This is a genomic window from Bacteroides ndongoniae (assembly GCF_900108345.1).
Classification (GTDB): domain Bacteria; phylum Bacteroidota; class Bacteroidia; order Bacteroidales; family Bacteroidaceae; genus Bacteroides; species Bacteroides ndongoniae.
Genome location: NZ_FNVV01000013.1, coordinates 73,306 through 97,290, shown reverse-complemented (window position 1 = coordinate 97,290; position 23,985 = coordinate 73,306). Strand labels below are relative to the sequence as shown.

At 51.0% G+C, this 23,985-nt stretch carries 27 protein-coding genes; 23 read left to right on the top strand and 4 right to left on the bottom strand.

Going from position 1 to position 23,985, the window contains the following annotated elements:
- Window positions 1-70: 70 nt before the first annotated feature.
- From BQ5591_RS04615 to BQ5591_RS04605, 3 genes are read right to left on the bottom strand one after another with little or no spacing between them, the layout of a single operon-like run.
- Window positions 71-1,090, bottom strand: coding sequence for a hypothetical protein (locus BQ5591_RS04615; protein ID WP_004293514.1), 1,020 nt, complete (start codon window positions 1,088-1,090; stop codon window positions 71-73).
- A gap of 15 nt (window positions 1,091-1,105) precedes the next feature.
- Window positions 1,106-2,695, bottom strand: a complete 1,590-nt coding sequence (locus tag BQ5591_RS04610) for a phage terminase large subunit (RefSeq protein WP_004303996.1) — start codon at window positions 2,693-2,695, stop codon at window positions 1,106-1,108.
- A 5-nt stretch (window positions 2,696-2,700) separates the two neighbouring features.
- The gene (locus BQ5591_RS04605) at window positions 2,701-3,135 is read right to left on the bottom strand and encodes a DUF5675 family protein (RefSeq protein WP_004293512.1); all 435 of its coding nucleotides are present in this window, start codon (window positions 3,133-3,135) and stop codon (window positions 2,701-2,703) included.
- Window positions 3,136-3,271: 136 nt separating this feature from the next.
- Between BQ5591_RS04605 and BQ5591_RS04600 the strand changes: the two genes are divergently transcribed.
- Window positions 3,272-3,553, top strand: coding sequence for an HU family DNA-binding protein (locus BQ5591_RS04600; protein WP_004293511.1), 282 nt, complete (start codon window positions 3,272-3,274; stop codon window positions 3,551-3,553).
- A 23-nt stretch (window positions 3,554-3,576) separates the two neighbouring features.
- On the opposite strand, the gene BQ5591_RS04595 is transcribed toward BQ5591_RS04600, so the two are convergent.
- Window positions 3,577-3,813 (bottom strand): hypothetical protein, encoded by a 237-nt coding sequence (locus BQ5591_RS04595; RefSeq protein ID WP_004293510.1) that lies wholly within the window; start codon window positions 3,811-3,813, stop codon window positions 3,577-3,579.
- A gap of 389 nt (window positions 3,814-4,202) precedes the next feature.
- On the opposite strand from BQ5591_RS04595, the gene BQ5591_RS04590 reads away from it, so the two are divergent.
- The 22 genes from BQ5591_RS04590 (at window position 4,203) to BQ5591_RS04485 (ending at window position 23,981) form a co-directional block, all read left to right on the top strand.
- A complete protein-coding gene (locus tag BQ5591_RS04590; protein WP_004320429.1) occupies window positions 4,203-5,348 on the top strand; it encodes a site-specific integrase in 1,146 nt (381 codons plus the stop codon).
- Window positions 5,349-5,547: 199 nt separating this feature from the next.
- Window positions 5,548-6,252, top strand: a complete 705-nt coding sequence (locus BQ5591_RS04585) for a hypothetical protein (RefSeq protein ID WP_005679961.1) — start codon at window positions 5,548-5,550, stop codon at window positions 6,250-6,252.
- 200 nt (window positions 6,253-6,452) lie between these two features.
- Entirely contained in the window at window positions 6,453-6,827 is a 375-nt protein-coding gene (locus BQ5591_RS04580) for a helix-turn-helix domain-containing protein (RefSeq protein ID WP_008645392.1), read from the top strand.
- A complete protein-coding gene (locus tag BQ5591_RS04575; RefSeq protein WP_007487638.1) occupies window positions 6,805-7,905 on the top strand; it encodes an AAA family ATPase in 1,101 nt (366 codons plus the stop codon). Before BQ5591_RS04580 ends, BQ5591_RS04575 begins: the two co-directional genes overlap by 23 nt.
- A 102-nt stretch (window positions 7,906-8,007) precedes the next feature.
- The gene (locus BQ5591_RS04570) at window positions 8,008-8,895 is read left to right on the top strand and encodes a toprim domain-containing protein (protein WP_004320436.1); all 888 of its coding nucleotides are present in this window, start codon (window positions 8,008-8,010) and stop codon (window positions 8,893-8,895) included.
- A gap of 243 nt (window positions 8,896-9,138) precedes the next feature.
- Window positions 9,139-9,582: a hypothetical protein gene (locus BQ5591_RS04565; protein ID WP_004320438.1), complete on the top strand. Its 444-nt coding sequence runs from the start codon at window positions 9,139-9,141 to the stop codon at window positions 9,580-9,582.
- A 1-nt stretch (window position 9,583) separates the two neighbouring features.
- Entirely contained in the window at window positions 9,584-9,910 is a 327-nt protein-coding gene (locus BQ5591_RS04560; protein ID WP_005679963.1) for a DUF4134 domain-containing protein, read from the top strand.
- 54 nt (window positions 9,911-9,964) lie between these two features.
- The gene (locus BQ5591_RS04555; protein ID WP_004320444.1) at window positions 9,965-10,342 is read left to right on the top strand and encodes a DUF4134 domain-containing protein; all 378 of its coding nucleotides are present in this window, start codon (window positions 9,965-9,967) and stop codon (window positions 10,340-10,342) included.
- Window positions 10,343-10,357: 15 nt separating this feature from the next.
- A complete protein-coding gene (locus tag BQ5591_RS04550) occupies window positions 10,358-10,654 on the top strand; it encodes a DUF4133 domain-containing protein (protein WP_004320446.1) in 297 nt (98 codons plus the stop codon).
- A gap of 111 nt (window positions 10,655-10,765) precedes the next feature.
- Window positions 10,766-13,474, top strand: coding sequence for a TraG/VirB4 family ATPase (locus BQ5591_RS04545; protein WP_004320448.1), 2,709 nt, complete (start codon window positions 10,766-10,768; stop codon window positions 13,472-13,474).
- Window positions 13,475-13,485: 11 nt separating this feature from the next.
- Window positions 13,486-16,032 carry a GumC domain-containing protein gene (locus tag BQ5591_RS04540; RefSeq protein ID WP_004320450.1) on the top strand — a complete coding sequence of 849 codons (2,547 nt, stop codon included), beginning with the start codon at window positions 13,486-13,488 and terminating at the stop codon, window positions 16,030-16,032.
- Entirely contained in the window at window positions 16,029-16,754 is a 726-nt protein-coding gene (locus BQ5591_RS04535; protein ID WP_004320452.1) for a hypothetical protein, read from the top strand. The genes BQ5591_RS04540 and BQ5591_RS04535 overlap by 4 nt, the downstream gene beginning before the upstream one ends.
- 18 nt (window positions 16,755-16,772) lie before the next feature.
- Window positions 16,773-17,540 carry a DUF5045 domain-containing protein gene (locus BQ5591_RS04530; protein ID WP_004320453.1) on the top strand — a complete coding sequence of 256 codons (768 nt, stop codon included), beginning with the start codon at window positions 16,773-16,775 and terminating at the stop codon, window positions 17,538-17,540.
- Window positions 17,541-17,552: 12 nt separating this feature from the next.
- Entirely contained in the window at window positions 17,553-18,686 is a 1,134-nt protein-coding gene (locus tag BQ5591_RS04525) for a membrane protein (RefSeq protein WP_008645383.1), read from the top strand.
- Window positions 18,687-18,727: 41 nt separating this feature from the next.
- On the top strand, window positions 18,728-19,123 hold the full coding sequence (locus BQ5591_RS04520; protein WP_004320474.1) for a hypothetical protein: 396 nt from the start codon (window positions 18,728-18,730) through the stop codon (window positions 19,121-19,123).
- Between the two features lie 3 nt (window positions 19,124-19,126).
- Entirely contained in the window at window positions 19,127-19,741 is a 615-nt protein-coding gene (gene traK, locus BQ5591_RS04515; protein WP_004320476.1) for a conjugative transposon protein TraK, read from the top strand.
- 12 nt (window positions 19,742-19,753) lie between these two features.
- Window positions 19,754-20,134 carry a hypothetical protein gene (locus BQ5591_RS04510; RefSeq protein WP_004301338.1) on the top strand — a complete coding sequence of 127 codons (381 nt, stop codon included), beginning with the start codon at window positions 19,754-19,756 and terminating at the stop codon, window positions 20,132-20,134.
- A gap of 10 nt (window positions 20,135-20,144) precedes the next feature.
- Entirely contained in the window at window positions 20,145-20,627 is a 483-nt protein-coding gene (locus tag BQ5591_RS04505) for a DNA N-6-adenine-methyltransferase (protein WP_004320479.1), read from the top strand.
- Window positions 20,628-20,634: 7 nt separating this feature from the next.
- Complete coding sequence (gene traM, locus BQ5591_RS04500) at window positions 20,635-21,786, top strand: conjugative transposon protein TraM (RefSeq protein ID WP_005680011.1); 1,152 nt, start codon at window positions 20,635-20,637, stop codon at window positions 21,784-21,786.
- Window positions 21,787-21,797: 11 nt separating this feature from the next.
- Entirely contained in the window at window positions 21,798-22,583 is a 786-nt protein-coding gene (locus BQ5591_RS04495; protein ID WP_004320483.1) for a DNA-methyltransferase, read from the top strand.
- 37 nt (window positions 22,584-22,620) lie between these two features.
- Complete coding sequence (gene traN, locus BQ5591_RS04490; RefSeq protein ID WP_004320485.1) at window positions 22,621-23,472, top strand: conjugative transposon protein TraN; 852 nt, start codon at window positions 22,621-22,623, stop codon at window positions 23,470-23,472.
- Window positions 23,469-23,981, top strand: coding sequence for a hypothetical protein (locus BQ5591_RS04485; protein ID WP_004320486.1), 513 nt, complete (start codon window positions 23,469-23,471; stop codon window positions 23,979-23,981). Before traN ends, BQ5591_RS04485 begins: the two co-directional genes overlap by 4 nt.
- Window positions 23,982-23,985 lie beyond the last annotated feature (4 nt).

Below are 23,985 nucleotides of genomic sequence, written 5' to 3'. Positions count from 1 at the left end.
CATTCTTCTGTTATTTAGTCAGTTGAAAAAATGTAACAATTATTTCTCTGATACCTAATACTTTTTCTATTTACACCATCCACGGATTCTTATACGGATCATAATCCGTCTGGAAAGTAGCCAGTTGCCAGTCGGTGACAGGTTTCTTCGAGTCATCGACTTTGCGGGGAATCTGCGGATTAAGCCGTAGTTTGGCGGCATCATTGAGCCATTTCATGCTATCCTCGTAATCGCGCATGCGGACAACACTGACATTATTCGGAGCAATGAGTTTCGTGAGTTCGTAGATGGCCAGCCGGACCATGTGCTTCTTGAGATTGTAGTTGCGGGGGTCATGCAACGAGAGGTTCTGCCCGACTTGCGGTGTGTCCGCGTTCACATCCGTTTCCGGGTAAAATACCCGTCCGTCATAAACGACATATTCGTGTTCCGACAACTCATAGGCATTGTATGATGAATCGTAATCGGCTATGGCTCCCCAGCAGTCGGAAACCATCGGGTCAAGATTGTAATCGAAACCTTCAAGCGTCATCAAAGTATAGAATGCTCCTTCATACTCGACGACTGCCCACAGAGGATACTCGACAGGCTGCCATAACGAGGCTTCCGCCTCGATCCAACCGCCGACCAACGGGATACGGACATCATCGAACTTGTACCCGTTTTCATTAAGACAAGTATAAACAATGCCGTTATAATTCACTTTATCTCCCGGATAATAGGTGTTGAACTGGGAATAATTTACAACTTGTCCCGCATCGACACGGATATCAGAACTCTCTTCCCAATAGACAACCGTTGCCGGCTTGCGATAGCCGCTGACGGAGCGTATCACCTCATGGATTTGTCCCTCGAAATAGACATGCACACCCACGGGATAGGTAATCCGACGGTCGTATTCGGCGATATATTTTCCTTTTGCAAGTTCCTTTTCAATCTCGTAGTTCTCCGACAAATATTCCACGATACTCATCTCCGTCGATTCTTCCGCCTGGATGAATCGTGCATCATTGCCCCGCGTGAGTTGTGCCAGGGCTTCCGGAGTAATTATCCCAAGATAGTCGTCATTATTGAGAAACCGTCTGTACATATCCTTGTTCCGTTATTAGTATGAAAATCCTTCCTGAATTACCGATGTGGATACCACATACCCGTTCCCGTCGCCTCCGCTCTTGAACTTGTACCAGCTGTCACGCAGGTAGTAACAGAGCAGGTAGTCAAGGCAGTCGGACAAGTGCCCGTACCGTTCATATTTGACACCGGTTTTCGGGTCGGTGGTCTTCTGTTTGCTCTTGGTACCGTCCTCGTTACGAAGCTGGTAAATCAGATCCTGGGTAAGTTTGCGACATTTGATATCGATTTGTATCTCCCAGCCTTCATAGCCCCCGAATACCTCGTTGACGAACTCGCACCGTGTAGCCTGCGGAGGCTGCTTGCGTAATAGCTTTACCTTCGGTCGCAGGATTCCTCTGCCGAAAGTGTCCGTGATGATGGTATAGTTGTTGATGCCGTCCTCGTTGGTGGTGGAGCGTTGTAACCCGGAAGGGTCACCGGTCACATCCACTCCGCCGATATGCTTGTCCCGGTAAAGTTTTAAGCGTACTTTCCGTGCCAACGCAGGTGTGTTGTTCTCCTTTTCCTCCGGCTTGCCGAGTATCTCTTCCAGTATATAGACCTTCCTGTTTTCATAGTCTATTTGTGCGGAGAGCACCGACATTTGGGGGGCAACATTGAAGTCCCACACCGTGATGAGCGGCTTGGTCGGATCGTATGCTTTTTCTTTCAGTCCGGTAACGAGATGCCGGGAGCCGTCGAAACTGTTATAAATCGCCATATCGTTGGCTTCCACGAAATCCCAGTTGCCATAGAGCAGGCGTTCCTTTGTCGCCTGATCCCGGATCTTGTTCAGGGCCGCCTCGTACACCTGACGGAAAGCGATATTCGGGTTGTCAAACACGGAAAAAGGTATATACGCTTCACCCTCGCGGCAGATGACCTTGTCTCCGTTTTCGTCCTGCACGAAGCGGGAACGCACCCAGTTAATCGTCGGATTGGTGGTGAGCAGCATTCTCGGAGTCTTGAATGTCTCATGGGTTCTCCAGCGGAGACGGGAGAACAGCACTTCGACGGCCCGTTCCGAGATTTCCGACACCTCGTCCACCATGGCGATGGTGTATTCCGAAGAGCCGAAACGCTCGAAGTTGGGGTCGCTGGGGATATCCGCCATCTCCTTCATGATGATGACCGAGTCATTCCAGAATGTGAGCGTGCCTTCGAGGTTGTTTATCTTGTAGTTTGTATCCTCTTTCAGTCCCCAATCCTTCAGAATCGACTTGATGGTATTCCATGTCGATTCCTTCAACGACTTGAGTGTCTTACGGGCCACCACCGCACGGATATTCTCGAACCGGATACATGAAGACACCAGCCAAACGCTGCCGATATACGATTTTCCGCCGCCGGCCGCTCCGCCTCCCAGTATCAGCTGCGGCAGGTTCTGCGACTTGCAATGCCTGCATTGGGGCCTGTACTGAGGGTTGCCTTGCTGGTCATAGCCGATAAGGATTTGCTCGATCTCCCCGCCACAATGGGGACAATAGTTCGGTTGCAACAGTTTCCAGAGTTCATACTGCCGTGGGGACGGTTTGAACTCGATGCGCAGGTTTCTGGGTGGTTTGAGCCTGTTGACCGCCATTAGATTTATACAATCTGAATGGTTATGTCCCTTTCGGACTCGAGTATAGCATACAGTTTTTGGAATGTAGTACGGGATTCCAAAACTTTTCCCTTGACCGTATTCTTTCCCACGATGATACAGCCGGCGGAATCGACTTCGGTATTGCCGGAATGGATCAGGATGCCGAGGAAATGCGGCACATCATGCAGATATGGCATTTTCTTCTTGTACCTGGGACTGTACTGAAGAGTGACTTTATAAGTCCCGGCAGGAATGGCAGTCTTGGCATAGACCTTTTCCTTGCAGGTACAGGAACGGCCGCGAGGAGTATCCGGACAGGTTGCCGGAAGTTCCCTCACGGCATCTTCGATGGTATTACAGAAAAATTTGCCGTCGATGGACAGGTCACCTATGGTATAGGTCTGACCTTTGAATTTGCGGTTGAGTGTCAGCTTCATACTTCGATACTATTTGTATCGAAAGAGTAGAGACGGACGCCGGCTAATGTTTATTATATGTGTTTGTAAAAGGAGGATATTTCAGGAAATGATGTATCTTTGTGAACGGATTGACAGTATTTAATCAAGAGTTAATATGACAAAAGCGGATATCGTCAGGGAAATAGCAACGCAGACCGGTCTGGAGAAGCAGGTCGTGTTACAAGTTGTCGAAGGATTCATGGATAGCGTAAAGTCTTCCATGATAAACGGCGAGGAGGTTTATCTTCGCGGCTTCGGCAGTTTCATCATCAAGCACCGTGCGGAAAAGACAGCACGCAACATAAGCAGGAATACCACGGTGATAGTGCCTGCCCACAATATCCCGGCATTCAAGCCGTCAAAAGCCTTTGCAGGAAGGATGAAATCAGACAAATAAGGTGATTATATGCAACAGGAGCGTTATTCAGATGATCCTGTTACTTTATACAGGGCAACGAGGTTGGCATTGTCCGATTGGAACAGGAAACGGCCGTTGCTTAAAAGGCATTCGTGGATGGTGTTGTCATTAGGATCCGACTCCAATAAAGCCCCCGCCTTGTTTTCATCGATAAGAAGCATTTCTATGCCTTGTACGGTGGCGGCAGTTGCATCAGCAGGAATTTTCAAAAGTTCATCCATCAGATTCATGTCGTTCATAATATCTCCGTATTTGGCTTGAGTCCCGTCAAGCATTCAATGTACCAAGACCAAAAAGCGTGGGACATAACCCGTAGCACCGAGGTTCTGGTAAACCTATCCGCAAACAAGTTAAGCCCACGCAAAAGCATAGGCGAAAACTGTTTGTCCTGCGGATAAGTGAAATTTACCAGATTTACGCATTATATGTATAGAATGAAAACAACATCCAATAAATTGATAACAAATATCCTGTAAATCAAAGTTTTATAATCTTATTTTTATTTTCGGTTGTTTTCAGTACTTTCAGTAGATTGGCTCTTGTTTGGTGCAATTTTGTTTCTCATTTGTTTCTCAAATTCGATACTTATTCGTATATTTGCAGTAGAAAAAATGAGAAAGGAATCCCTATGGCACGAGTTAAGAATCATACAAAAGTCAAAGAGCCAATTCGTCTTCGGATGAAGTCGCTGAGCAATGGCAGCAAGAGCCTGTATCTGGATATATACCGCGACGGAAAGCGGACATATGAATACCTCAAGATGTATATTATCCCGGAAACGGATAGCAACTCCCGCAGGCAGAATCAGACGACAATGGACGCCGCCAATGCCATCAAGTCGAAGCGTATTATCGAACTGACCAGTAATGAGGCCGGGATTGTATTCCGTAAGGACAAGACTTTCCTGCTGGATTGGATGCAGGTTTATATGGAGGCTCAAGAGAGTGCCGGTAAGAAAGATGGCAGTCAAATCAAGATTGCCATGCGCATACTGAAAGACTATGCCGGAGAAATGGTCACACTGGATCAGATTGACGGGGACTTTTGTCGTGGCTACATCACTTATCTGCTGACGGAATATCATCCGAAAGGCAAGGACATATCGAACTACACGCTTCACAATTATTACCGTGCGTTGAACGGTGCGTTGAACTCTGCCGTCAGGAAGAAAAAGATGAAGGCCAACCCTTTCAACGAACTTGAGAAGTCGGAGAAAATCCGCAAGCCGGAGAGTATGCGGTCGTACATGACCATCGAAGAGGTACAGGCGTTGATTGACACTCCTATGCCCCACGAGGAATACGAGATTGTAAAATGCGCATATCTGTTCTCCTGCTTTTGCGGATTACGCATCAGCGATATAATCAAGCTGAAATGGAATGACGTGTTCGTTGACAGGGGACAGTACCGTTTGGCCGTGTCCATGAAAAAGACCAAAGAGCCTATTTACCTGCCCCTCTCTCCTGAAGCGTTGAAGTGGATGCCGGAACGTGGGGGCAAATCATCAGAAGATAATGTGTTCGACCTGCCGTCCGCCAATACAATCAGAATGCAGCTCAAACCTTGGGCGAAAGCAGCCGGAATCTCCAAGCGGTTCTCCTACCACACCAGTCGCCATACGTTTGCCACCATGATGCTGACGCTCGGAGCGGACTTATATACTGTCTCGAAGCTGCTCGGCCATGCCGATGTGAAAATGACACAGGTGTATGCCAAGATTATCAATAAGAAAAAGGACGAGGCTGTGAATCTTGTAAACGGTTTGTTTCACTAATTGAAGGCATTCTGTGGTCCATGTCTAATTTACAAACATATATTTACGGCATTTCTCCGGTTGTAAATGCAACCGAAGTTAATGCTTCCATCACATATTATAAACTCAAAAAGGTAAATCGACATGAAAAGACCTGAAGACGGCCTTCTCTCTTTTTGGAGGGAGCCAACACCTGCAGCACTTCGCTGCGGACAAGGATGTGGCGAATGAACTTTTCGCCCTGCTTACCGAAGCAAAAACAGTTTATCTCCACGATGTTGTGTTGGGTGGTAAACAGTACCACCGCTATGTGGACGATTTCGTAAACGGACACCGGTACATAGACTGTGACCATGCGGCCTGCCGGAACTGCCACGAAATGAACATCCACATTGTCAAGGGGCTGCTGACCGAGTGCGCCAGTTCCGTCCAGCCCTGCTTTGCCGCACCGGATTTCACGTTTAATGAGTGCATGAAGTTGAAACGGATGTATGACACCTCGGAATCGTTGTCTCCGCTTGGTCCGCCCCGTATCAACCGACCTGCGGCTCTCTCTCTTTCTTTTGGTTGTAATTTTACCCCGGAACAGATGAAAAGTATAGTGGCTTGCGCCAATACTTATCATCTGTTCTGTGTTTCTGTACGCATTGAAGACATGGAGGCTCTCTTCGCCTGCAAGAAGGGCTTTTCCATCCGCGTGAACAATATCCGCCGTGTGGTAATCCTGTTCGATGCGCTTCTTGAAAACTCGTTCATCCAATCTCGGTGGCAGAATGTTCTCGGCAAGGGCGCATTCCTGCAGTCCAAGGACGGGACACGCTCCGTTTCGGTGTCAACCCTGTCTTCCGCGCTGTCATCCATCAAGAACAACATGACATCGGTCGCATACAGCATCCGAAAGGTCATTGATCGGCTGAAAGAATGACAGAAAGTGACAAGAAGCGAAGTATGTGAAAGGTAAAAGCATGAGAGTTACAATGACACGTGCATAGTATCATTCCCCAAATCACGGCATCTTCGTTTACAGGACATACCTTTGACCTCCGTTAGCGCGCTGCATAACGGAGGTTTCATCTCCATTGTCAAAAATCAAACTGTGTTATTATGCCGAATAGAATGACATTCATGGAGCGGATGAGCGGACGGCTCGCCGCCATCGAATCGGTACTGAAGAAATTGGAACCGGTCGAAAGTCTCTTGGAGCGTATTACGCTGCTGGAAAATACCATCTTCACGACCAAGAGAGTTTTCACATTTCAGGAAGCCTGCATGTATATCGGGGTTTCTGAAAGTATGCTGTACAAGCTCACATCGAGCAAGGAGATACCGCACTACAAACCGCGCGGTAAAATGGTTTATTTCGCCAAGGAGGAATTGGACGAATGGCTGTTGCAGAATTATGAACCTACCATGAACGAGGCAGTGCGCAGGGTGACGGAAGCCGCCGCCACAGAACCGTTCCTTAACAAGAGACGCTATGGAAAACGAAAGAAGGATTGACCGCACAACCAGCATGGGGATGGATGAACACCGCCTGTCGGACATCCTCCATGCCTCGCAAATCAAGGCGACGGACATTTATGAGACCCCTCCGCAAATCATCTGGATAGATAACTCAACGATTGCCACGCTCGGCAATTTCAGTGCATCGACTGGCAAGGCGAAATCGAAAAAGACGTTCAACGTCTCTGCGCTTGTCGCCGCATCATTGGCGGGGAAACAAGTATTGAACTACCGTGCACATCTGCCCGAAGGCAAACAGCGTATTCTGTACGTCGATACGGAACAGAGCCGTTTCCATTGCCGCTCGGTATTGGAGCGTATATTGCGGCTGGCCGGGTTGCCCACGACGACCGATCCGGAGAATCTCGATTTTTTCTGCCTGCGTGAATATTCGCCGTCGGTGCGTATCGAGGTCATCGACTATGCGCTGCGCCAACAGAAAGGCTACGGACTGGTCATCATCGACGGCATTCGCGACCTGATGCTCGACATCAATAATGCCGGTGAATCGGTGGAAGTCATCAACCGGATGATGGAATGGTCTTCGAGATACGACCTGCACATCCACTGTGTGCTTCATTTGAACAAAGGGGACAACAACGTGCGCGGACATATCGGAACGGAGATGAGCAACAAGGCGGAGACCGTGCTGGTCATCAGCAAGAGTAACGAGAATCCCGGCATCAGCGAAGTCCATGCGCTCCATATCCGGGAAAAAGAGTTCAAGCCGTTTGCATTTACCATCAATGAAACAGGACTGCCCGTCATTGCGGAAGTACACTCGTTTGGCGAGCCCCCGAAGCCCAAGGCAAGAACGGGGTTTACGGAACTGAGCATCGAACAGCACCGCGAAGCTCTCTCTGCCGCATTCGGGGAAAAGCCCATCCGGGGATTCGACAACCTGCTGCAGAGCCTGATGGTCTCCTACGAGGCAATCGGGTTCAAACGCGGCCGGAGTGTCATGATAAAACTGATGCAATACCTGATAGACAACCTCAAGCTCATCATCAAACGGGACAAGTTGTTCTATTACGACATGACGCCTACCGAGGCCATGCTTTTTGATGAAGAATGAAGTCGTGCGCGGGCTTATATCATTTAGTATACTTTAGTATTTATATATATAGGGGAAAAACTAAACTAAACCTTTTTTTGAAATCAAGTGAAAGAAAAATAGATGACCATAGCAGAAGCAAAACAAGTACGCATCGTGGATTTTCTGGCACAGCTCGGCCACCATGCACAGCATATAAAATCGGAACAATACTGGTACTTCTCACCGTTACGGAACGAGCGTACCCCGTCGTTCAAGGTGAATGACCGAATCAATGAATGGTACGATTTCGGCGAGGCGACCGGCGGCGACCTGGTGGAACTGGCAAAATACATTTGCCGGACGGACTGCGTGAGCGAGGCACTGGCGTATATCGAGAGGCTTGTGAATGGCGCATCACTACCGAGAACCCGTATGCCGACCGCTCCACCCCGACCGGTGGAGGCTGAAATGAAAGACGTGATCGTGATTCCACTCCGCCATCACGCCCTGTTCTCTTACCTCCAATCCCGGCTTATCGACGCGGACATCGGCCGTATGTATTGCAAGGAGGTGCATTATGAACTGCGAGGCCGTCATTATTTCGCTCTCGCATTCGGCAATACCTCCGGTGGTTACGAGGTGCGCAACGCCTATTACAAGGGATGCCTGAACAACAAGGACATCTCATTGATAAGACATCTGACAGAAGAGACACAGGAAAATGTCTGTGTTTTCGAGGGCTTCATGGATTTCCTTTCCTATATGACACTGAAACTGGCAGGCGACCGAACGGTCTGTCTTGCCATGCCATGCGACTACCTCGTGATGAACTCGGTAAACAACTTGAAAAAGACGCTGGCACGTTTACAGGAATATTCGGTCATCCACTGTTATCTCGACAATGACCTTGCCGGGCAGAGAACCACAGAGACCATTGCCGGGATGTATGATGGACGTGTCAGCGATGAATCCTGCCACTATGCGGAATACAAAGACCTGAACGATTACCTGCGCGGAAAGAAACGCTGATATTCAGTGTTCTCCTTTGCCACCTAAAGCTCTCCACCACGAGAGCTTTTTTTATGCCCCGATTTCTCCATTTCCCTCCATAGAGACTGCAATATAGTACGATTTAATAGTTCGATTTTTGGAAATTACATAAATCTCATTAACGAAATAGATGTTTAATGCTCAATTATTTTATGGTTTTATATTTCGTGCGTTTCTTTGCAAAATCATACTAATACAAATTTTAATATTCATACTAAATACATGAACTCATATTTCATTTTTGCCATCGTCCTGACGGTTGCCTACATCATTTACTACGCCGTCATCATAGCGCATGACATCTACGGGAAAAAGGGGACGGACAAACCGAACGAGGAAGTTTTCGACCTCGGCGCACCGGAAGAGGAAGAGAGTGTGGCTGTCACGGAAAGCGAGACCGGCTTCAGTATCGGTAGCGAGAACTACGAGACGGAAAGTACGGCTACCTCTTCCGAAACATCCCTTGAGGATGTCAAGGACAAACCGGGAACGGCGCAGGAGAAACTGGAACGGCTGAAGGCCGAGGCGGAGGAACAGATGGAAGAGACCACGCCTTACCTGTCGGACGCACGCACGTCGGAGGAGATGTACAAGGCTATGATTTCCAAGGGACGGTTAGACAACCGACCGGAAATAAAGTGGAACCCAATTCAAGACCGGTTGTGAGATGTCGAAAGCTAAAAAGATTCTATGTGCGCTGTGCCTCCCGTTCCCCTACACGACTTTTGCCAAAAGCGGCAGCGTGAACTATAGCTGGGGAGCGGATGCGTTGGCCACGATGCACGACTTCGTGGTGACGATGATGCTCTATGTCCAGTATATCTGTTGCGCTATCGCCGGAGTTTACGTCATCGTGTCCGTCTGTCAGATATACATCAAGATGAACACGGGCGAGGACGGCATCACCAAGTCGATAATGACGCTTGTAGGTGCGTGCCTGTTCCTGATCGGGGCATTCTATGTTTTCCCGGTTTTCTTCGGCTACCGCATATAACCTTACTTGTATCAGGTCGCAGACAAATAAAGTATTCACTAAAAAAGTAAACGTATGTTTCAGAAAACCAAACAACTGTGCCGCAAGGCATTCGGATTCGTCAACGGAATCCCTACCAAAGTAATGATGTTCTCCTTCATGCTGCTGTCCGGCATGGTGGCGAAAGCGCAGAACTCCGCAGGCGACTATTCCGCCGGTACGAGCGCATTATCCACTGTCGCGGAGGAGATTGCCAAGTATGTGCCTATTATGGTGAAATTGTGCTACGCCATTGCCGGCGTTGTGGCCATCGTGGGTGCAATCTCGGTATATATCGCCATGAACAACGAGGAGCAGGACGTCAAGAAGAAGATCATGATGGTCGTGGGAGCCTGTATCTTCCTCATTGCGGCGGCCAAGGCGTTGCCTCTGTTCTTCGGTATTGCCGCTTAAACATCAAGGATAAGTATGAAAGGCAAGGACGAACGCTATCCGGACTACCCGCTGTTCAAGGGACTGCAACGGCCTCTTGAGTTTTTGGGCATCCAAGGCCGGTATATATATTGGGCGGCGGTGACGACGTGCGGAGCCATTGTCGGCTTTGTCGCCGCCTACTGCCTGCTCGGTTTCATTGCCGGGCTTGTCGTGCTGGCAGCCGTCGTATCGGCCGGTATCGTGCTCATCCTCCTCAAACAGCGGAAAGGACTGCATAGCAAGAAGGTCGTTCCGGGTGTGTATGTGTATGCCCACTCGCGCAAGATCTGACGAAAGAAAAACCATCACGGCAATGTGCATGGCTTTATTGATTGTTGAACGCGGGCGGGTTTGTCTTGAAGCAAGGCGAACCTGCCCCTATTTAATTACACGTATATCGAAATGACCCTATACATCATTTTATGTTTTGTCGCTTTGTGCGCGGGTATGGCCTTGTCGGTCTATGCGTTCGGTACGGGCGGCAAGCGCAAGCGAATCTTTCAGGACATCTATTTCTCGGCGGAGGAAACGGACGGTGTGGGTGTGCTGTACACCAAGACCGGCGAATATTCCGCCGTACTTAAGATAGAGAATCCGGTACAGAAATATTCGGCGGACATTGACAGTTACTACGACTTCACACACTTGTTCACCGCCCTTGCGCAGACGTTGGGCGAAGGGTACGCCATCCACAAGCAGGACATCTTCGTCAGGAAACAGTTTGCGAGCGAACCGACTGACGGTCAGGAGTTCCTGTCTTCATCCTATTTTCGTTATTTCAAGGGACGTCCTTACACGGACAGCCTTTGCTACCTGACCATCACGCAAGAGGCGAAGAAAAGCCGTCTGTTCTCGTTCGATAGCAAAAAGTGGCGCGACTTCCTTGTGAAAATCCGTAAAGTACACGACCAGTTACGTGACGGCGGCGTACAGGCCAGATTCCTGAACAAAGCCGAAGCGAGCGAGTACGTCGATCGTTACTTCGCCATGAACTTCAAAGACCGCACCGTGTCGATGACGAACTTCAAGGCGGACGATGAAACCGTGTCGATGGGCGACAAACGCTGCAAGGTGTACAGCCTTGTGGACGTGGACTGTGCCGCACTGCCCTCACAGATACGTCCGTACACGAATATCGAGGTCAACAACACGGAAATGCCCGTCGATTTGGTGTCGGTGGTGGACAGCATCCCGAACGCCGAGACGGTGGTCTATAACCAAATCATCTTCCTGCCCAACCAGAAGCGTGAGCTGTCGCTGCTCGACAAAAAGAAGAACCGCCACGCGAGCATTCCCAATCCGAACAACCAGATGGCGGTCGAGGACATCAAGCGTGTGCAGGAAGTCATCGCCCGTGAGAGCAAGCAACTGGTATATACACACTTCAACATGGTGGTGGCCGTGTCTGCCGGTGCAGACCTGCAAAAGTGTACGAACCACTTGGAAAACGCTTTCGGGCGTATGGGTATCCATATCAGCAAGCGGGCATACAACCAACTGGAACTGTTCGTCGGTTCGTTTCCGGGCAACTGCTACACGCTCAATGAGGAATACGACCGTTTCCTGACCCTTTCCGATGCGGCGATGTGCCTGATGTACAAGGAGCGTGTGCTGCACAGCGAGGAAACGCCGCTGAAGATTTACTACACCGACCGTCAGGGCGTGCCGGTGGCTATCGACATCACGGGAAAAGAGGGAAAGAATAAACTGACTGATAATTCCAATTTTTTCTGTTTGGGGCCTTCGGGCAGCGGCAAGAGTTTTCATATGAACTCGGTCGTGCGCCAGCTCCATGAGCAGGGAACGGATGTGGTGATGGTCGATACGGGGAACTCATACGAGGGACTGTGCGAGTATCTGGGCGGCAAGTATATCTCCTATACCGAGGAACGGCCTATTACGATGAATCCGTTTCGCATCAACCGGGAGGAATACAATATCGAGAAGATAGACTTCCTCAAGAACCTTATCCTGATGATTTGGAAAGGGTCGGACAGCCAGATTCCCGAAATCGAGTTCCGCATTGTCGAGCAGATAATCATAGACTACTATGATGCCTATTTCAACGGATTTACAAGATACACCGACGAGCAACGGGAGGTACTGCTGAAAAACCTGTTTGCGGCGGCCAGCCGAAAGAACCCAAACAAACCACCCAGAGAGGTGGATGAGATGGTGCGCAAACAGATAGAGGTGCTTGAGGCACGGCGGGCGGCTCTCAAAGTGTCGGAACTGAACTTCAACTCATTCTTTGACTACTCATTCGACCGTCTGGAGCAGATCTGCACCGAAAATGACATCACGACAATCAGCTACTCGACCTATTCGACCATGCTGCAGCCGTTCTACAAGGGAGGCGCATATGAGAAGATTCTCAATGAGAATGTGGATTCGGCACTGTTTGACGAGACATTCATCGTCTTTGAAGTGGATGCAATCAAGGAAAACAAGAAACTGTTTCCCATTGTCACACTGATTATCATGGACGTGTTCCTGCAGAAAATGCGCATCAAGAAGACCCGTAAAGTCCTTGTCATCGAAGAGGCGTGGAAGGCCATTGCCAGCCCGCTCATGGCGGAATACATCAAGTTCATGTACAAGACCGCCCGTAAGTTTTGGGCTTCTGTCGGCGTGGTGACGCAGGAGATACAGGACATCATCGGCAGCGAAATCGTGAAGGAGGCCATCATCAACAACTCGGACGTGGTGATGCTGCTTGACCAGAGCAAGTTCAAGGAACGCTTTGACGAAATCCGAAAGATTCTTGGTCTGACCGAGGTGGATTGCAAGAAGATATTTACCATCAACCGCTTGGAGAACAAGGATGGGCGCAGCTTCTTCCGCGAAGTGTTTATCCGTCGGGGGACGACCAGCGGCGTGTACGGCGTGGAAGAGCCGCACGAGTGCTACATGACCTACACGACCGAACGGGCGGAAAAGGAGGCACTGAAGCTTTACAAGAAGGAACTTCGGTGCAGCCATCAGGAAGCTATCGAGGCATATTGCCGGGACTGGGATGCCAGCGGTATCGGGAAGGCCCTGCCTTTTGCACAAAAAGTAAACGAGACGGGGCGTGTGCTCAACCTCCGTCCCGTGCATGAATCCAAATAAACATTGCAGCCATGAAACGACTACTCCTTATCCTGACCATCGCCTCGGTCACACTCTGCCAGACGGTTCACGCCCAGTATTACAGCGTGAACTACGACACCCGTACCGTTGCGGCGATGGTGGCTGCCTTCGGTACGGAAGCGGTCGCCGAAGGGTACTACCGGGAGCAGGTCGATGACGTCCTCAAGCACTACACGGCAGCGGAGGTCGCTACCGCCGGGATATTCGCGGCCAAGTTCTTGGAGCATAAAGCCCTGAGCGACCTCGGCATCTGGAACAGCCGTACGGAAAACTACTACTACCGGCGCATCTACCGGATGGTGGCGGAGAAAATCATGCCCAAGATATGGGTGGTGGCGAAGCAGATGCTCCATTCGCCGCAAACGGCTATCTATTGGGGCAGTTACCTGATGAAAGTCTGCGATGATACCAAAAGTCTGTGTATGCAGTTCGAGAGCGTGGTGACCAACAGCACGCTGACCTTTTCGGACATCGCCTTTCTCGAAATCAATCCGGAAATTGCCCCCTTGCTGAAACTCTCCGAAACGGGAAACATCGACTGGCAGCGGATGATGGACAACTTCGCCCGCATACCGGGCAACTTCACCCACGAGAACCTGAAAAGCGACCTCGACAACCTTTATAACACGGGGGTCGGCCTTGCAACGGCAGGCATTGCCAATCTTGGTGACGCCCTGTTGCAAAGCAGCTCGTTCCATGACCTGCTGGGTGGAAAGGTTGAAGAAATCGGCAACCTGTATGAACACTACGGGAGTCTATTCGAGCAGGCGGAACATGACATCAGCGGCTTGCTGATTGACATGGTGGGTGGTCCGGACAACGTGGCCGGTCTGTTCAACTTCAGCAACTACAACCTCACGGCATGGATGACCGACTACCTGGACGAAGCGATGGGGAACTATTACACGCAGCGGTGGTACATTGCCCGGCGTGACCAAGGGAGCGTATCGCTGTGCGACTACTATCCTCCGACGGACGACAACAGCATCCTGAACGGGGGCGCATGGGTGCGGTTCAACACGAGCGACCCGAATTTCTATCCTGATGCCTCGCAACGGGAACAGGTACTTGCCAACTCGGAAGGATATGCCGGTTGGTCAAGAAACCGCGTGCAGCAGTTGAACAACCAGAACGACGGGTTCAGCTACAGCATCAACTATTGGATGAGTGCCTATATCATCAGCAAGAAAAACAAGCAGACCAAAAAGGCATACGCATACGAAATCCATGTGAGCAAAAACTGGAACAAAGAAGAGGTCGTCTATGAGGAAGTCTTCGATTCCTACTCGATGGACTTGAACACGTTTCGGGCGCAACTGAATGTCCGGCTTGCGGAGTTCAACGAGAACGAGGACGGCTACACCTATTATATATCTTCCGGTGCGCGGAACTATTACCAAGCAACGGACGCAGCCAAATTGAAGGGATGCGAGAGCGTGACCATCAGCGTGACCTGTTCCGACGGGGTTACGCTCGGACAAGGCTCGACACAGTACAAGTGCCGCAAGTGCGGCAGCTCGTTGAATGCCCACACCAAGGAGTGCGCCATGCAGACCTCGGTGACGGAAAACGACCTCGACCTTTCGGAACTGGACGCGCTATTGAACGAGGCGAACAGCCAAGCGGCCAATATTGAAGCGCAAATCGGGGCATTGGAAAACGAGAACGCTGTCCTGCTGAAGAAAATCAGTACGGCGAGCATTGAGGATGCGGCGAATTACCGGCAGCAGTACAACGCGAACAAGACACGGATAGACCGTCTGAAAGGAGAACTCGCGGAATGGAAGAAGAAACAGTCCGACTATGCCCAAGCAAAGTCGGATGCCGCAGACGACAACAGCGTGGCGACGGATGACTATTACCGCATCCCTGCCATCATGCAGGACTGCAAGGCGGCATACGGTCTTACTTGGCAGGACGGCGGAGCATGGAACGGCTACTCGTATGTACGCAAGGCGACCATGCCGAATATCAACGGTATCATCACATTCAGGGCTACGGTCTCCATTGCCCGCAAGCCGAAATATTTTCTCGGCATAAAAATACACCGTACCATTATCCAAATCAAGTGGGAACTCACTTCGGAATATACGGACACACACGTCGCTGACGTGCTGACCCTTGATCCGGGACTTTCGGATGCGGAAAAGGCTAAACTGGTAAACGACCGGATAGCCGAAATCGCCCGTGAACATCCGTCCTGTAAAATCACGACGGAATACGCCCGCAGCGCACCGACGGAAGAAACGCCATCAGGCGACGTGTACCATCTGCTGTGGTCAAGCGACCGCCTTGAGATAGCGCGAGAGGTGGACAGCAGAATCACCAAGATATATGCCGACTTGGTATCGCTGGAAAAGATGATGCACTACAAGCGGAGCATCCTTGACGTGATGAAGGATGTGCAGCCCGGACTGGACACGGACGAAGGCCGTAGGCTGACACTCGTGGAGGAATGCCATGACCGCTGGGTGGAGAATGCACGGACGCTTCGGAGCGGCAACAGCAGGAATAGCAGAAAGGAGGTACGGCCATGAAACGTACCATACAGATTGCCGTCGTGCTGTTCGCCCTGCTGCCCGGTATCGCCAAGGCGCAGTGGACTTTCGATATAGTCTCCGTCGAAGCCTACATCAACGACCACAAGAAGCAGCGCAGCCTGCTGTTGGCTCGTAGCACCTTGGAGTACAGCAACAAGCTGTTGCACGAGTACAGCTGTAAAGAAATTGGGGACTATAAAGAGTTGAATATTGACCTTGACAAATACACCCGTGCGTTCGATGCCATCGACGTCATGTACCAGTCGTTGCGCACGGTGTTGAACGTCAAGAATACCTATACATCGGTCAGCGACCGTATCGGCGACTATAAATCGTTGTTGGAGGATTTCAATGCGAAGATCTTGAAACGTGGACGCATCGAATCCGCAGATACCCTGATTATCTCCATCAATGCGAGGGGGCTGAGGGCGATTGCCCGTGAGGGGGAACAGCTCTACAAGTCCGTGAGCGACCTCGTGCTGTATGCCACCGGAGCGGCAGCCTGCTCGACCTCCGACCTGCTGATGGTGTTGGAGGCCATCAACCGCTCATTGGACAACATCGAGCGGCATCTGAACCGGGCCTATTTCGAGACATGGCGGTACATTCAAGTGCGCATCGGCTATTGGAAAGCAAAGGTATATCGCTCCCGCACCATGCGGGAGATTCTCGATGACGCCTTCGGGCGTTGGCGCGGAGCCGGAAGACTGGATTATTAACGACAAAAAGAGAAGAATATGAACAGAAAACTATTACTCATGGCAGTGGCGGTCACCGTAACGACAGCCGTACACGCACAGTATGTAACGTACAACCATGATTCGCCGAAGCAGAATCAGGTAACGGTCATGGAAACCGGTACGGGCGCACTCTCGCCCGACCTCTATTATTCCGTGCTGCACAACAAATACAAGAAGTCGGCGGCGGCCAAAAACAAGCTCTCGTTCCGCACACTTGCCGGTATCAATCTCTACAACCAGGTGGACGAAGCGGAAGCCATTGATTCGGCTTTGGTCAAGCGGGCGAAGGTCGAGGCGTTGAACGTTGCCGACCGGCAGGCGGACATCGCGTGGCTTGCCGAGGGCGATAAGGTCAGCAGACAGATGGACCGGTTCCGGCGCAACATCGACCGTATTCTCCTGTCCGGCGGTACTCCGGCCGACAAGGAACGGTGGACGGAATACTACCACGTCTATCAGTGCGCCATCAACGCCACGAAAGACGCCTATATGCCAAACGCCCAGCGAAAGAAGGAGTATCTGCGCATCTACGAGGATGTGGCACGGCAGAACGAGATTTTAGTGAGCTACCTCGCCAAGCGTCAGAACGCAACGGCAACAAGCACACTGCTGAACGCAACGGACAACCGTACCCTGCATAAGGGCGGCATTGTCCGCAATGCCATGAGCCGGTGGCAGGAATCACGCCTTGCGGTGCGTGGCTCGCAATCGGGCGGCAACGGAAACGGCGAAGATGACAACGAGAGTGTAAACAGAGGGAAATAAAAAGACAGGGCTATGGCAAACGGAGATATACTTTCGGATTTCGGCATCAACCTGTTGGAGGAGGAAATAGATGATGTCATCTTTCAGACCAACGAGTTTCTGACGGACGCGACTTTTACCGGTGCGCAGGGTCCTTTTTGGTGGATATTGCAGATGTGCATGGCACTCGCGGCACTGTTCTCCATCGTCATGGCGGCAGGTATCGCCTACAAGATGATGGTAAAGCACGAGCCGTTGGACGTTATGAAGCTGTTTAGGCCGCTTGCCGTGTCGATTATCATCTGCTGGTGGTATCCGCCTGCGGACACGGGTATGGCGGGGAGCCGGAACAACTGGTGTTTTCTGGACTTTCTGTCCTACATCCCGAATTGCATCGGGTCGTACACCCATGACCTGTACGAAGCTGAAGCTTCACAGATATCGGACAGGTTCGAGGAAGTTCAACAGCTCATCCATGTGCGTGACACGATGTACACGAACCTGCAGGCGCAGGCGGATGTCGCCCACACGGGCACATCCGATCCCAACCTGATAGAGGCGACAATGGAGCAGACCGGCGTGGACGAAGTGACGAGCATGGAAAAGGATGCGGCGAAGTTGTGGTTCACGTCTTTGACGGCAGGAGTCATCGTGGGGATAGACAAAATCATCATGTTGATTGCTCTCGTGGTGTTCCGAATCGGTTGGTGGGCAACGATTTACTGCCAACAAATCCTGTTGGGAATGCTGACGATTTTCGGACCGATACAGTGGGCGTTCAGCATCCTGCCGAAATGGGAAGGTGCTTGGGCGAAGTGGCTGACACGCTATCTGACGGTGCATTTCTACGGGGCGATGCTCTACTTCGTGGGCTTCTATGTGCTGCTGCTCTTTGACATTGTATTGTGCATCCAAATCGAGAACCTGACGGCGATAACCGCCAGCGAGCAGACGATGGCTGCCTACCTGCAAAACTCGTTCTTCTCGGCAGGCTACCTGATGGCGGCTTCGATTGTAGCCCTCAAGTGCCTGAACCTTGTTCCGGACTTGGCGGCATGGATGATACCGGAGGGCGACACGGCATTCTCTACCCGAAACTTCGGCGAGGGCGTGGCACAGCAGGCGAAGATGACGGCAACCGGAGGGTTGGGCGGCATCATGAGATAATCCGCAAAAGATAATATAAACCCAATAAAAATCATAACAACATGAAATTGCAAGAGAAAATCAAAAGTTGGTGCAAGGATGAGAAATTCATGTCCTTTGCACAGGAACGAGCGAGAAAAGAGGTTTGCGAGGTGACGGAAAACCACCGCATCGACCCGCAGTATGAAGAACTGGACGAAGCCTTCGAGTACGACGACCGGTACATCGCCCCCTTGGTGACGTACCTGACGTACAAGCTGCGTCTTGCCCTGCTGCAGCGGAACGCAGGTAAGCGCAAAAGAGGAATCTGGTGGGTGCTTGTCCACGTGGAGATGCAGGGCTATTACGTGGAGATATTCTCGGCGGAGTTCGAGAATCTTTTGACGGAACTTCGGGATGCGGTCATACCCATGCTGCACACGGAATATGTACAGATGTTGAACGGTAAAAGGGAATAACCGATGGTCATCAAGAATTTGGAAAACAAAATAAGACTGGTGGGCATCATCTGTACCGCTTTTCTCGTGGGATGTGTCATCATCAGCTTGTCAAGTATCTGGACAGCCCGGACGATGGTCTCGGATGCGCAGAAGAAGGTGTATGTGCTGGACGGCAACGTGCCTATCCTCGTGAACCGCACGACAATGGACGAAACGCTTGACATGGAAGCTAAAAGCCATGTGGAAATGTTCCACCATTATTTTTTCACGTTACCGCCAGATGACAAATACATCCGCTATACGATGGAAAAAGCGATGTATCTGGTGGATGAGACGGGGTTGGCACAATACAACACGCTCAAGGAAAAGGGTTTCTACTCCAACATTTTGGGTACGAGTTCGGTGTTCTCCATCTATTGTGACAGCGTGGCTTTCAACAAGGAGAAGATGGAGTTCACTTACTACGGACGGCAACGCATTGAGCGGCGGAGCAACATCCTCATGCGGGAACTGGTCACGGCGGGGCAACTTAAGCGTGTGCCCCGAACAGAAAACAACCCGCACGGATTGCTTATCGTGAACTGGCGAACCCTGCTGAACAAGGACATCGAACAGAAAACGAAGATCAACTACTAAACAACGGAGTTTATGAATATCAAGGGATTCAGGCGGATGCTCTTCGGTGAAAAGATGCCGGACAAGAACGATCCGAAATACAAAGACCGTTACGAGCGGGAGGTGTCCGCCGGACGAAAGTTCGCCCAAGCGACACGCATTGACAAGGCTGCCGCCAAGGTGCAGGGATTCGCCAACGCACACCGGATACTTTTTCTGGTCATCGTCTTTGGTTTCGCTATCGGAGGGTTCACTTGGAACATCTATCGCATTACAATGGCATACCGCAACAGCCGGCCGACACGCACGGCGACGGAAATGCAGGATTCGGTGCTACGGGAAAGACACAAGAGGCTGCAAGGGGGTGAAATAAGGGAAAATCGGAACGAGAACAAGAAATATGAACCGCAATAAAGGAGTGCTTATGAATACACGATTTGAAAAATCAGTCCGCTCGTCGGACGAATGGTACACCCCGAAGGAGGTGTTGAAAGCGTTAGGCAGGTTCGACCTTGACCCTTGCGCCCCTATCCGTCCGTTGTGGCCGACCGCCGAAGTCATGTATGACCGGAACATGGACGGATTGTCCCTGAAATGGGAAGGGCGTGTATGGCTCAATCCTCCGTACTCGCGTCCCCTTATCGAACAGTTTGTCCGAAAGCTGGCGGAACACGGCAACGGCATCGCGCTGTTGTTCAACCGTTGCGATTCCAAAATGTTTCAGGACGTCATTTTCGAGAAAGCGACGGGCATGAAATTCCTGCGCCACCGCATCCGGTTTTACCGCCCGGACGGAACACGCGGCGATTCTCCCGGTTGCGGCAGCATCCTGATCGCATTCGGAGTGGAAAACGCAGAAGTGCTGAAAAACTGCAGCATTGAAGGCAAGTATGTACAACTCAATTAAAAGATGTATGATGAAGATATTTGATAAAATCAATTTCAGGGAGCCGAAGTATATGCTTCCGGCTGTCCTGTATATCCCGCTTCTGGTTGCATCGTACTTCATCTTCGACCTGTTTCATACCGAAACGGCGGAGATTCCGGACAAGACGCTGCAGACAACGGAGTTTTTGAACCCCGATTTGCCGGATGCCCGGCTTAAAGGCGGTGACGGCATAGGCAGCAAGTACGAGAACATGGCCAAATCATGGGGTAAGATACAGGATTACTCCGCAGTGGATAACATAGAACGAGATGAACCCGATGACAACAAGGAAGAATATGAATCGCAATACACGGTGGACGACATCGCCTTGCTCGATGAGCAACAGCAGGAAAAGGCTGCGGCAGCGCAAATTGCCGATGCCAAGACACGCGAGCAAGAAGCTCTCGCGGAACTGGAGAAAGCCCTTGCCGAAGCAAGGTTGAGAGGACGCAATGAGGTATTACCGGCGACCGATACGGACAGTACCGCATCGGCGCAACCCCCGACGGCAACCATAGAGGTCAAGGGAAAAATAGAGGAAGAGAGCCGTTCGGTAAAAGCCCCGTCAGAGAACGAACCGCCCAGCGAAGTGGTACGCAAGGTAAAGACGGCTTCGGATTACTTCAATACGCTTGCGGTCAATGCCCGTGAACCGAAACTGATAAAGGCCATTATCGACGAGGACATCAAGGCGGTGGACGGCTCGCGTGTGCGGTTGCGTCTGCTCGACGACGTGGAGATCAACGAGTGCGTGGTCAAACGAGGGTCGTATCTGTATGCCACCATGAGCGGCTTCTCGTCGGGGCGTGTGAAGGGGAACATCACCAGCATTCTCATCGAGGACGAACTGGTGAAGGTCAGCCTGTCCCTTTACGACACGGACGGCATGGAAGGGCTTTATGTACCGAACAGCCAGTTCCGGGAAACGAGCAAGGATGTGGCAAGCGGTGCGGTGTCGGGGAATCTGAACATGAATACCGGCAGTTACGGCAACAGTCTCTCGCAATGGGGAATGCAAGCCGCTACGAATGCCTACCAGAAAACGAGCAATGCCATCGGCAAAGCTATCAAAAAAAATAAGGTAAAGCTGAAATACGGCACTTTCGTCTATCTGGTGAACGGACGTGAGAAACAGTAAAAACGGAAGCCATGATAGAGATTGACAACATATATAATATGGACTGTATCGAGGGTATGAAGCTCATGGCGAACGGCAGTGTCGATGCCGTGATAGCGGATTTGCCTTACGGCGTGTTGAACCGTAGCAACAAGGCGGCACACTGGGACAGGCAGATACCGCTCGAAGCGTTGTGGAAACAGTACCGCAGGATCACCAAGCCGGGAAGCCCCGTTATCCTCTTTGCGCAGGGCATTTTCTCGGCGCAACTCATGCTCTCGCAACCCCGGATGTGGCGGTATAACCTCGTGTGGCGGAAAGACCGGGTAACGGGTCACCTGAATGCCAACCGGATGCCGCTACGCCAGCATGAGGACATCATCGTGTTCTACGACCGTCAGCCGGTATATCATCCTCAAATGACGCCGTGTCCACCGGAACGGAGGAATCATGGACGCCGCAAGACGGACGGTTTCACGAACCGCTGTTACGGTGAAATGAAACTGGCTCCGGTGCGTGTTGCCGAAGACAAGTACCCGACCTCTGTCATTTCCATACCCAAGGAACACAAGACAGGAGCATTCTATCATCCGACACAGAAGCCGGTAGCCTTGATAGAGTACCTGATACGTACCTATACCAACGAGGGCGATGTGGTGCTGGACAACTGCATCGGTTCGGGTACGACCGCCATTGCCGCCATCCGCACGGGGCGGCATTACATCGGATTCGAGATTGAACCGACGTATTGCGAAATTGTCGGACGACGGATTCGGGAGGAACTGGAACGTGGTCATGGATTAAAGAAAGCGAAATAAGGGAAATAAAGAAATAAACAATATCAACAGAAACGATATGAACAAGAAAATAATTGTAACTGCATTTCTTCTGGCGGCAGGACTTTTTGCCACACGGAACGCACAGGCTCAGCGTACATACGAAGAGATGGAACGGCTGACTGTCAATGAACAGGTAACGACCGTCATCACAGCCACGGAACCGGTCCGCTTCGTGGATATTTCCACAGACAAGGTGGCGGGCGACCAACCCATTGAGAACATCATCCGGTTGAAGCCCAAAGAGACGGGACACGAGGACGGTGAAGTGCTGGCCATCGTCACCATCGTAACGGAACGCTATCGCACGCAGTATGCACTCATCTACACCACGCGGATAAGCGAGGCGGTGGCAGACAAGGAAATTCAGCTACAGGAACGGGATGCCTACAACAATCCTACGGTCTCGATGTCCACAGCCGACATGGTGCGTTTTGCAAGACGGGTGTGGAACTCGCCCGCGAAAATCCGCAACGTGGCGACCAAGGCGCACCGAATGGTAATGCGCCTGAACAATATTTACTCGGTGGGCGACTATTTCTTCATCGACTTTTCCATCGAGAACAAAACGAACATCCGTTTCGACATCGACGAGATACGGGTGAAACTGTCGGACAAGAAACTTTCGAAGGCAACCAACGCGCAGACCATCGAGCTGACGCCTGCCCTGGTATTGGAACACGGCAAGACGTTCAAGCACGGCTACCGGAACGTGATTGTCGTGAAAAAGATGACCTTTCCGAACGACAAGCTGCTGACCATCGAAATGACGGAACAACAAATCAGCGGGCGCAATATCAGCCTGAACATTGACTACGAGGATGTGCTGTCGGCCGATTCATTTAACACCGCTTTATTGGAGGAGGAATGACGATGAAAAAGACGATAATACTGATGCTTGCCTGCATGTGCGTCTTCATGAATGCAAGTGCGCAGCGTAACAGCGGCCGCCTCTCGCTTGGAGTGGGATTGCTGTATGAGAACGGCATGGACGTAACGCTTGCTTACGAACATGAAATGAACTACCGCCATGCGTGGGAGTTTTTCGCCAACGGCTATCTGAAATGGACGGAATGTAAATCTTGCGGTCATATTTGTCCGGAATCCTTCTGGCGCAACTATCGCACTTACGGTTTCGGTGTGGCGTACAAACCTTGTGTGGTGCGTGGACGCAACCATTACGGCAACTTGCGTATCGGAGCTTCGGCAGGGAGCGACACGAACAAGTTTCTTGCCGGAATCCATGTGGGTTACGAGCACAATTATGTGCTGCGGTCGGGATGCACACTGTTCTGGCAGGTAAAGAGTGACATGATGATAAAAGGGGCGGATTTGCTGCGGACAGGTATCGTGCTGGGGGTGAAACTGCCGATAAAATAAAGGA

What these genes read in the sequence shown, in the direction of transcription:
- BQ5591_RS04525 (WP_008645383.1), top strand. Translation starts at nt 17,553, where the DNA reads ATGGCAAACGGAGATATACTTTCGGATTTCGGCATCAACCTGTTGGAG.
- traN (WP_004320485.1), top strand. Translation starts at nt 22,621, where the DNA reads ATGAACAAGAAAATAATTGTAACTGCATTTCTTCTGGCGGCAGGACTT.
- BQ5591_RS04545 (WP_004320448.1), top strand. Translation starts at nt 10,766, where the DNA reads ATGACCCTATACATCATTTTATGTTTTGTCGCTTTGTGCGCGGGTATG.
- BQ5591_RS04555 (WP_004320444.1), top strand. Translation starts at nt 9,965, where the DNA reads ATGTTTCAGAAAACCAAACAACTGTGCCGCAAGGCATTCGGATTCGTC.
- BQ5591_RS04615 (WP_004293514.1), bottom strand. Translation starts at nt 1,090, where the DNA reads ATGTACAGACGGTTTCTCAATAATGACGACTATCTTGGGATAATTACT.
- BQ5591_RS04565 (WP_004320438.1), top strand. Translation starts at nt 9,139, where the DNA reads ATGAACTCATATTTCATTTTTGCCATCGTCCTGACGGTTGCCTACATC.
- traK (WP_004320476.1), top strand. Translation starts at nt 19,127, where the DNA reads ATGGTCATCAAGAATTTGGAAAACAAAATAAGACTGGTGGGCATCATC.
- BQ5591_RS04530 (WP_004320453.1), top strand. Translation starts at nt 16,773, where the DNA reads ATGAACAGAAAACTATTACTCATGGCAGTGGCGGTCACCGTAACGACA.
- BQ5591_RS04590 (WP_004320429.1), top strand. Translation starts at nt 4,203, where the DNA reads ATGGCACGAGTTAAGAATCATACAAAAGTCAAAGAGCCAATTCGTCTT.
- BQ5591_RS04595 (WP_004293510.1), bottom strand. Translation starts at nt 3,813, where the DNA reads ATGAACGACATGAATCTGATGGATGAACTTTTGAAAATTCCTGCTGAT.
- BQ5591_RS04560 (WP_005679963.1), top strand. Translation starts at nt 9,584, where the DNA reads ATGTCGAAAGCTAAAAAGATTCTATGTGCGCTGTGCCTCCCGTTCCCC.
- BQ5591_RS04485 (WP_004320486.1), top strand. Translation starts at nt 23,469, where the DNA reads ATGACGATGAAAAAGACGATAATACTGATGCTTGCCTGCATGTGCGTC.
- BQ5591_RS04505 (WP_004320479.1), top strand. Translation starts at nt 20,145, where the DNA reads ATGAATACACGATTTGAAAAATCAGTCCGCTCGTCGGACGAATGGTAC.
- BQ5591_RS04540 (WP_004320450.1), top strand. Translation starts at nt 13,486, where the DNA reads ATGAAACGACTACTCCTTATCCTGACCATCGCCTCGGTCACACTCTGC.
- BQ5591_RS04610 (WP_004303996.1), bottom strand. Translation starts at nt 2,695, where the DNA reads ATGGCGGTCAACAGGCTCAAACCACCCAGAAACCTGCGCATCGAGTTC.
- traM (WP_005680011.1), top strand. Translation starts at nt 20,635, where the DNA reads ATGATGAAGATATTTGATAAAATCAATTTCAGGGAGCCGAAGTATATG.
- BQ5591_RS04570 (WP_004320436.1), top strand. Translation starts at nt 8,008, where the DNA reads ATGACCATAGCAGAAGCAAAACAAGTACGCATCGTGGATTTTCTGGCA.
- BQ5591_RS04520 (WP_004320474.1), top strand. Translation starts at nt 18,728, where the DNA reads ATGAAATTGCAAGAGAAAATCAAAAGTTGGTGCAAGGATGAGAAATTC.
- BQ5591_RS04605 (WP_004293512.1), bottom strand. Translation starts at nt 3,135, where the DNA reads ATGAAGCTGACACTCAACCGCAAATTCAAAGGTCAGACCTATACCATA.
- BQ5591_RS04575 (WP_007487638.1), top strand. Translation starts at nt 6,805, where the DNA reads ATGGAAAACGAAAGAAGGATTGACCGCACAACCAGCATGGGGATGGAT.
- BQ5591_RS04495 (WP_004320483.1), top strand. Translation starts at nt 21,798, where the DNA reads ATGATAGAGATTGACAACATATATAATATGGACTGTATCGAGGGTATG.
- BQ5591_RS04510 (WP_004301338.1), top strand. Translation starts at nt 19,754, where the DNA reads ATGAATATCAAGGGATTCAGGCGGATGCTCTTCGGTGAAAAGATGCCG.
- BQ5591_RS04580 (WP_008645392.1), top strand. Translation starts at nt 6,453, where the DNA reads ATGGAGCGGATGAGCGGACGGCTCGCCGCCATCGAATCGGTACTGAAG.
- BQ5591_RS04600 (WP_004293511.1), top strand. Translation starts at nt 3,272, where the DNA reads ATGACAAAAGCGGATATCGTCAGGGAAATAGCAACGCAGACCGGTCTG.
- BQ5591_RS04535 (WP_004320452.1), top strand. Translation starts at nt 16,029, where the DNA reads ATGAAACGTACCATACAGATTGCCGTCGTGCTGTTCGCCCTGCTGCCC.
- BQ5591_RS04550 (WP_004320446.1), top strand. Translation starts at nt 10,358, where the DNA reads ATGAAAGGCAAGGACGAACGCTATCCGGACTACCCGCTGTTCAAGGGA.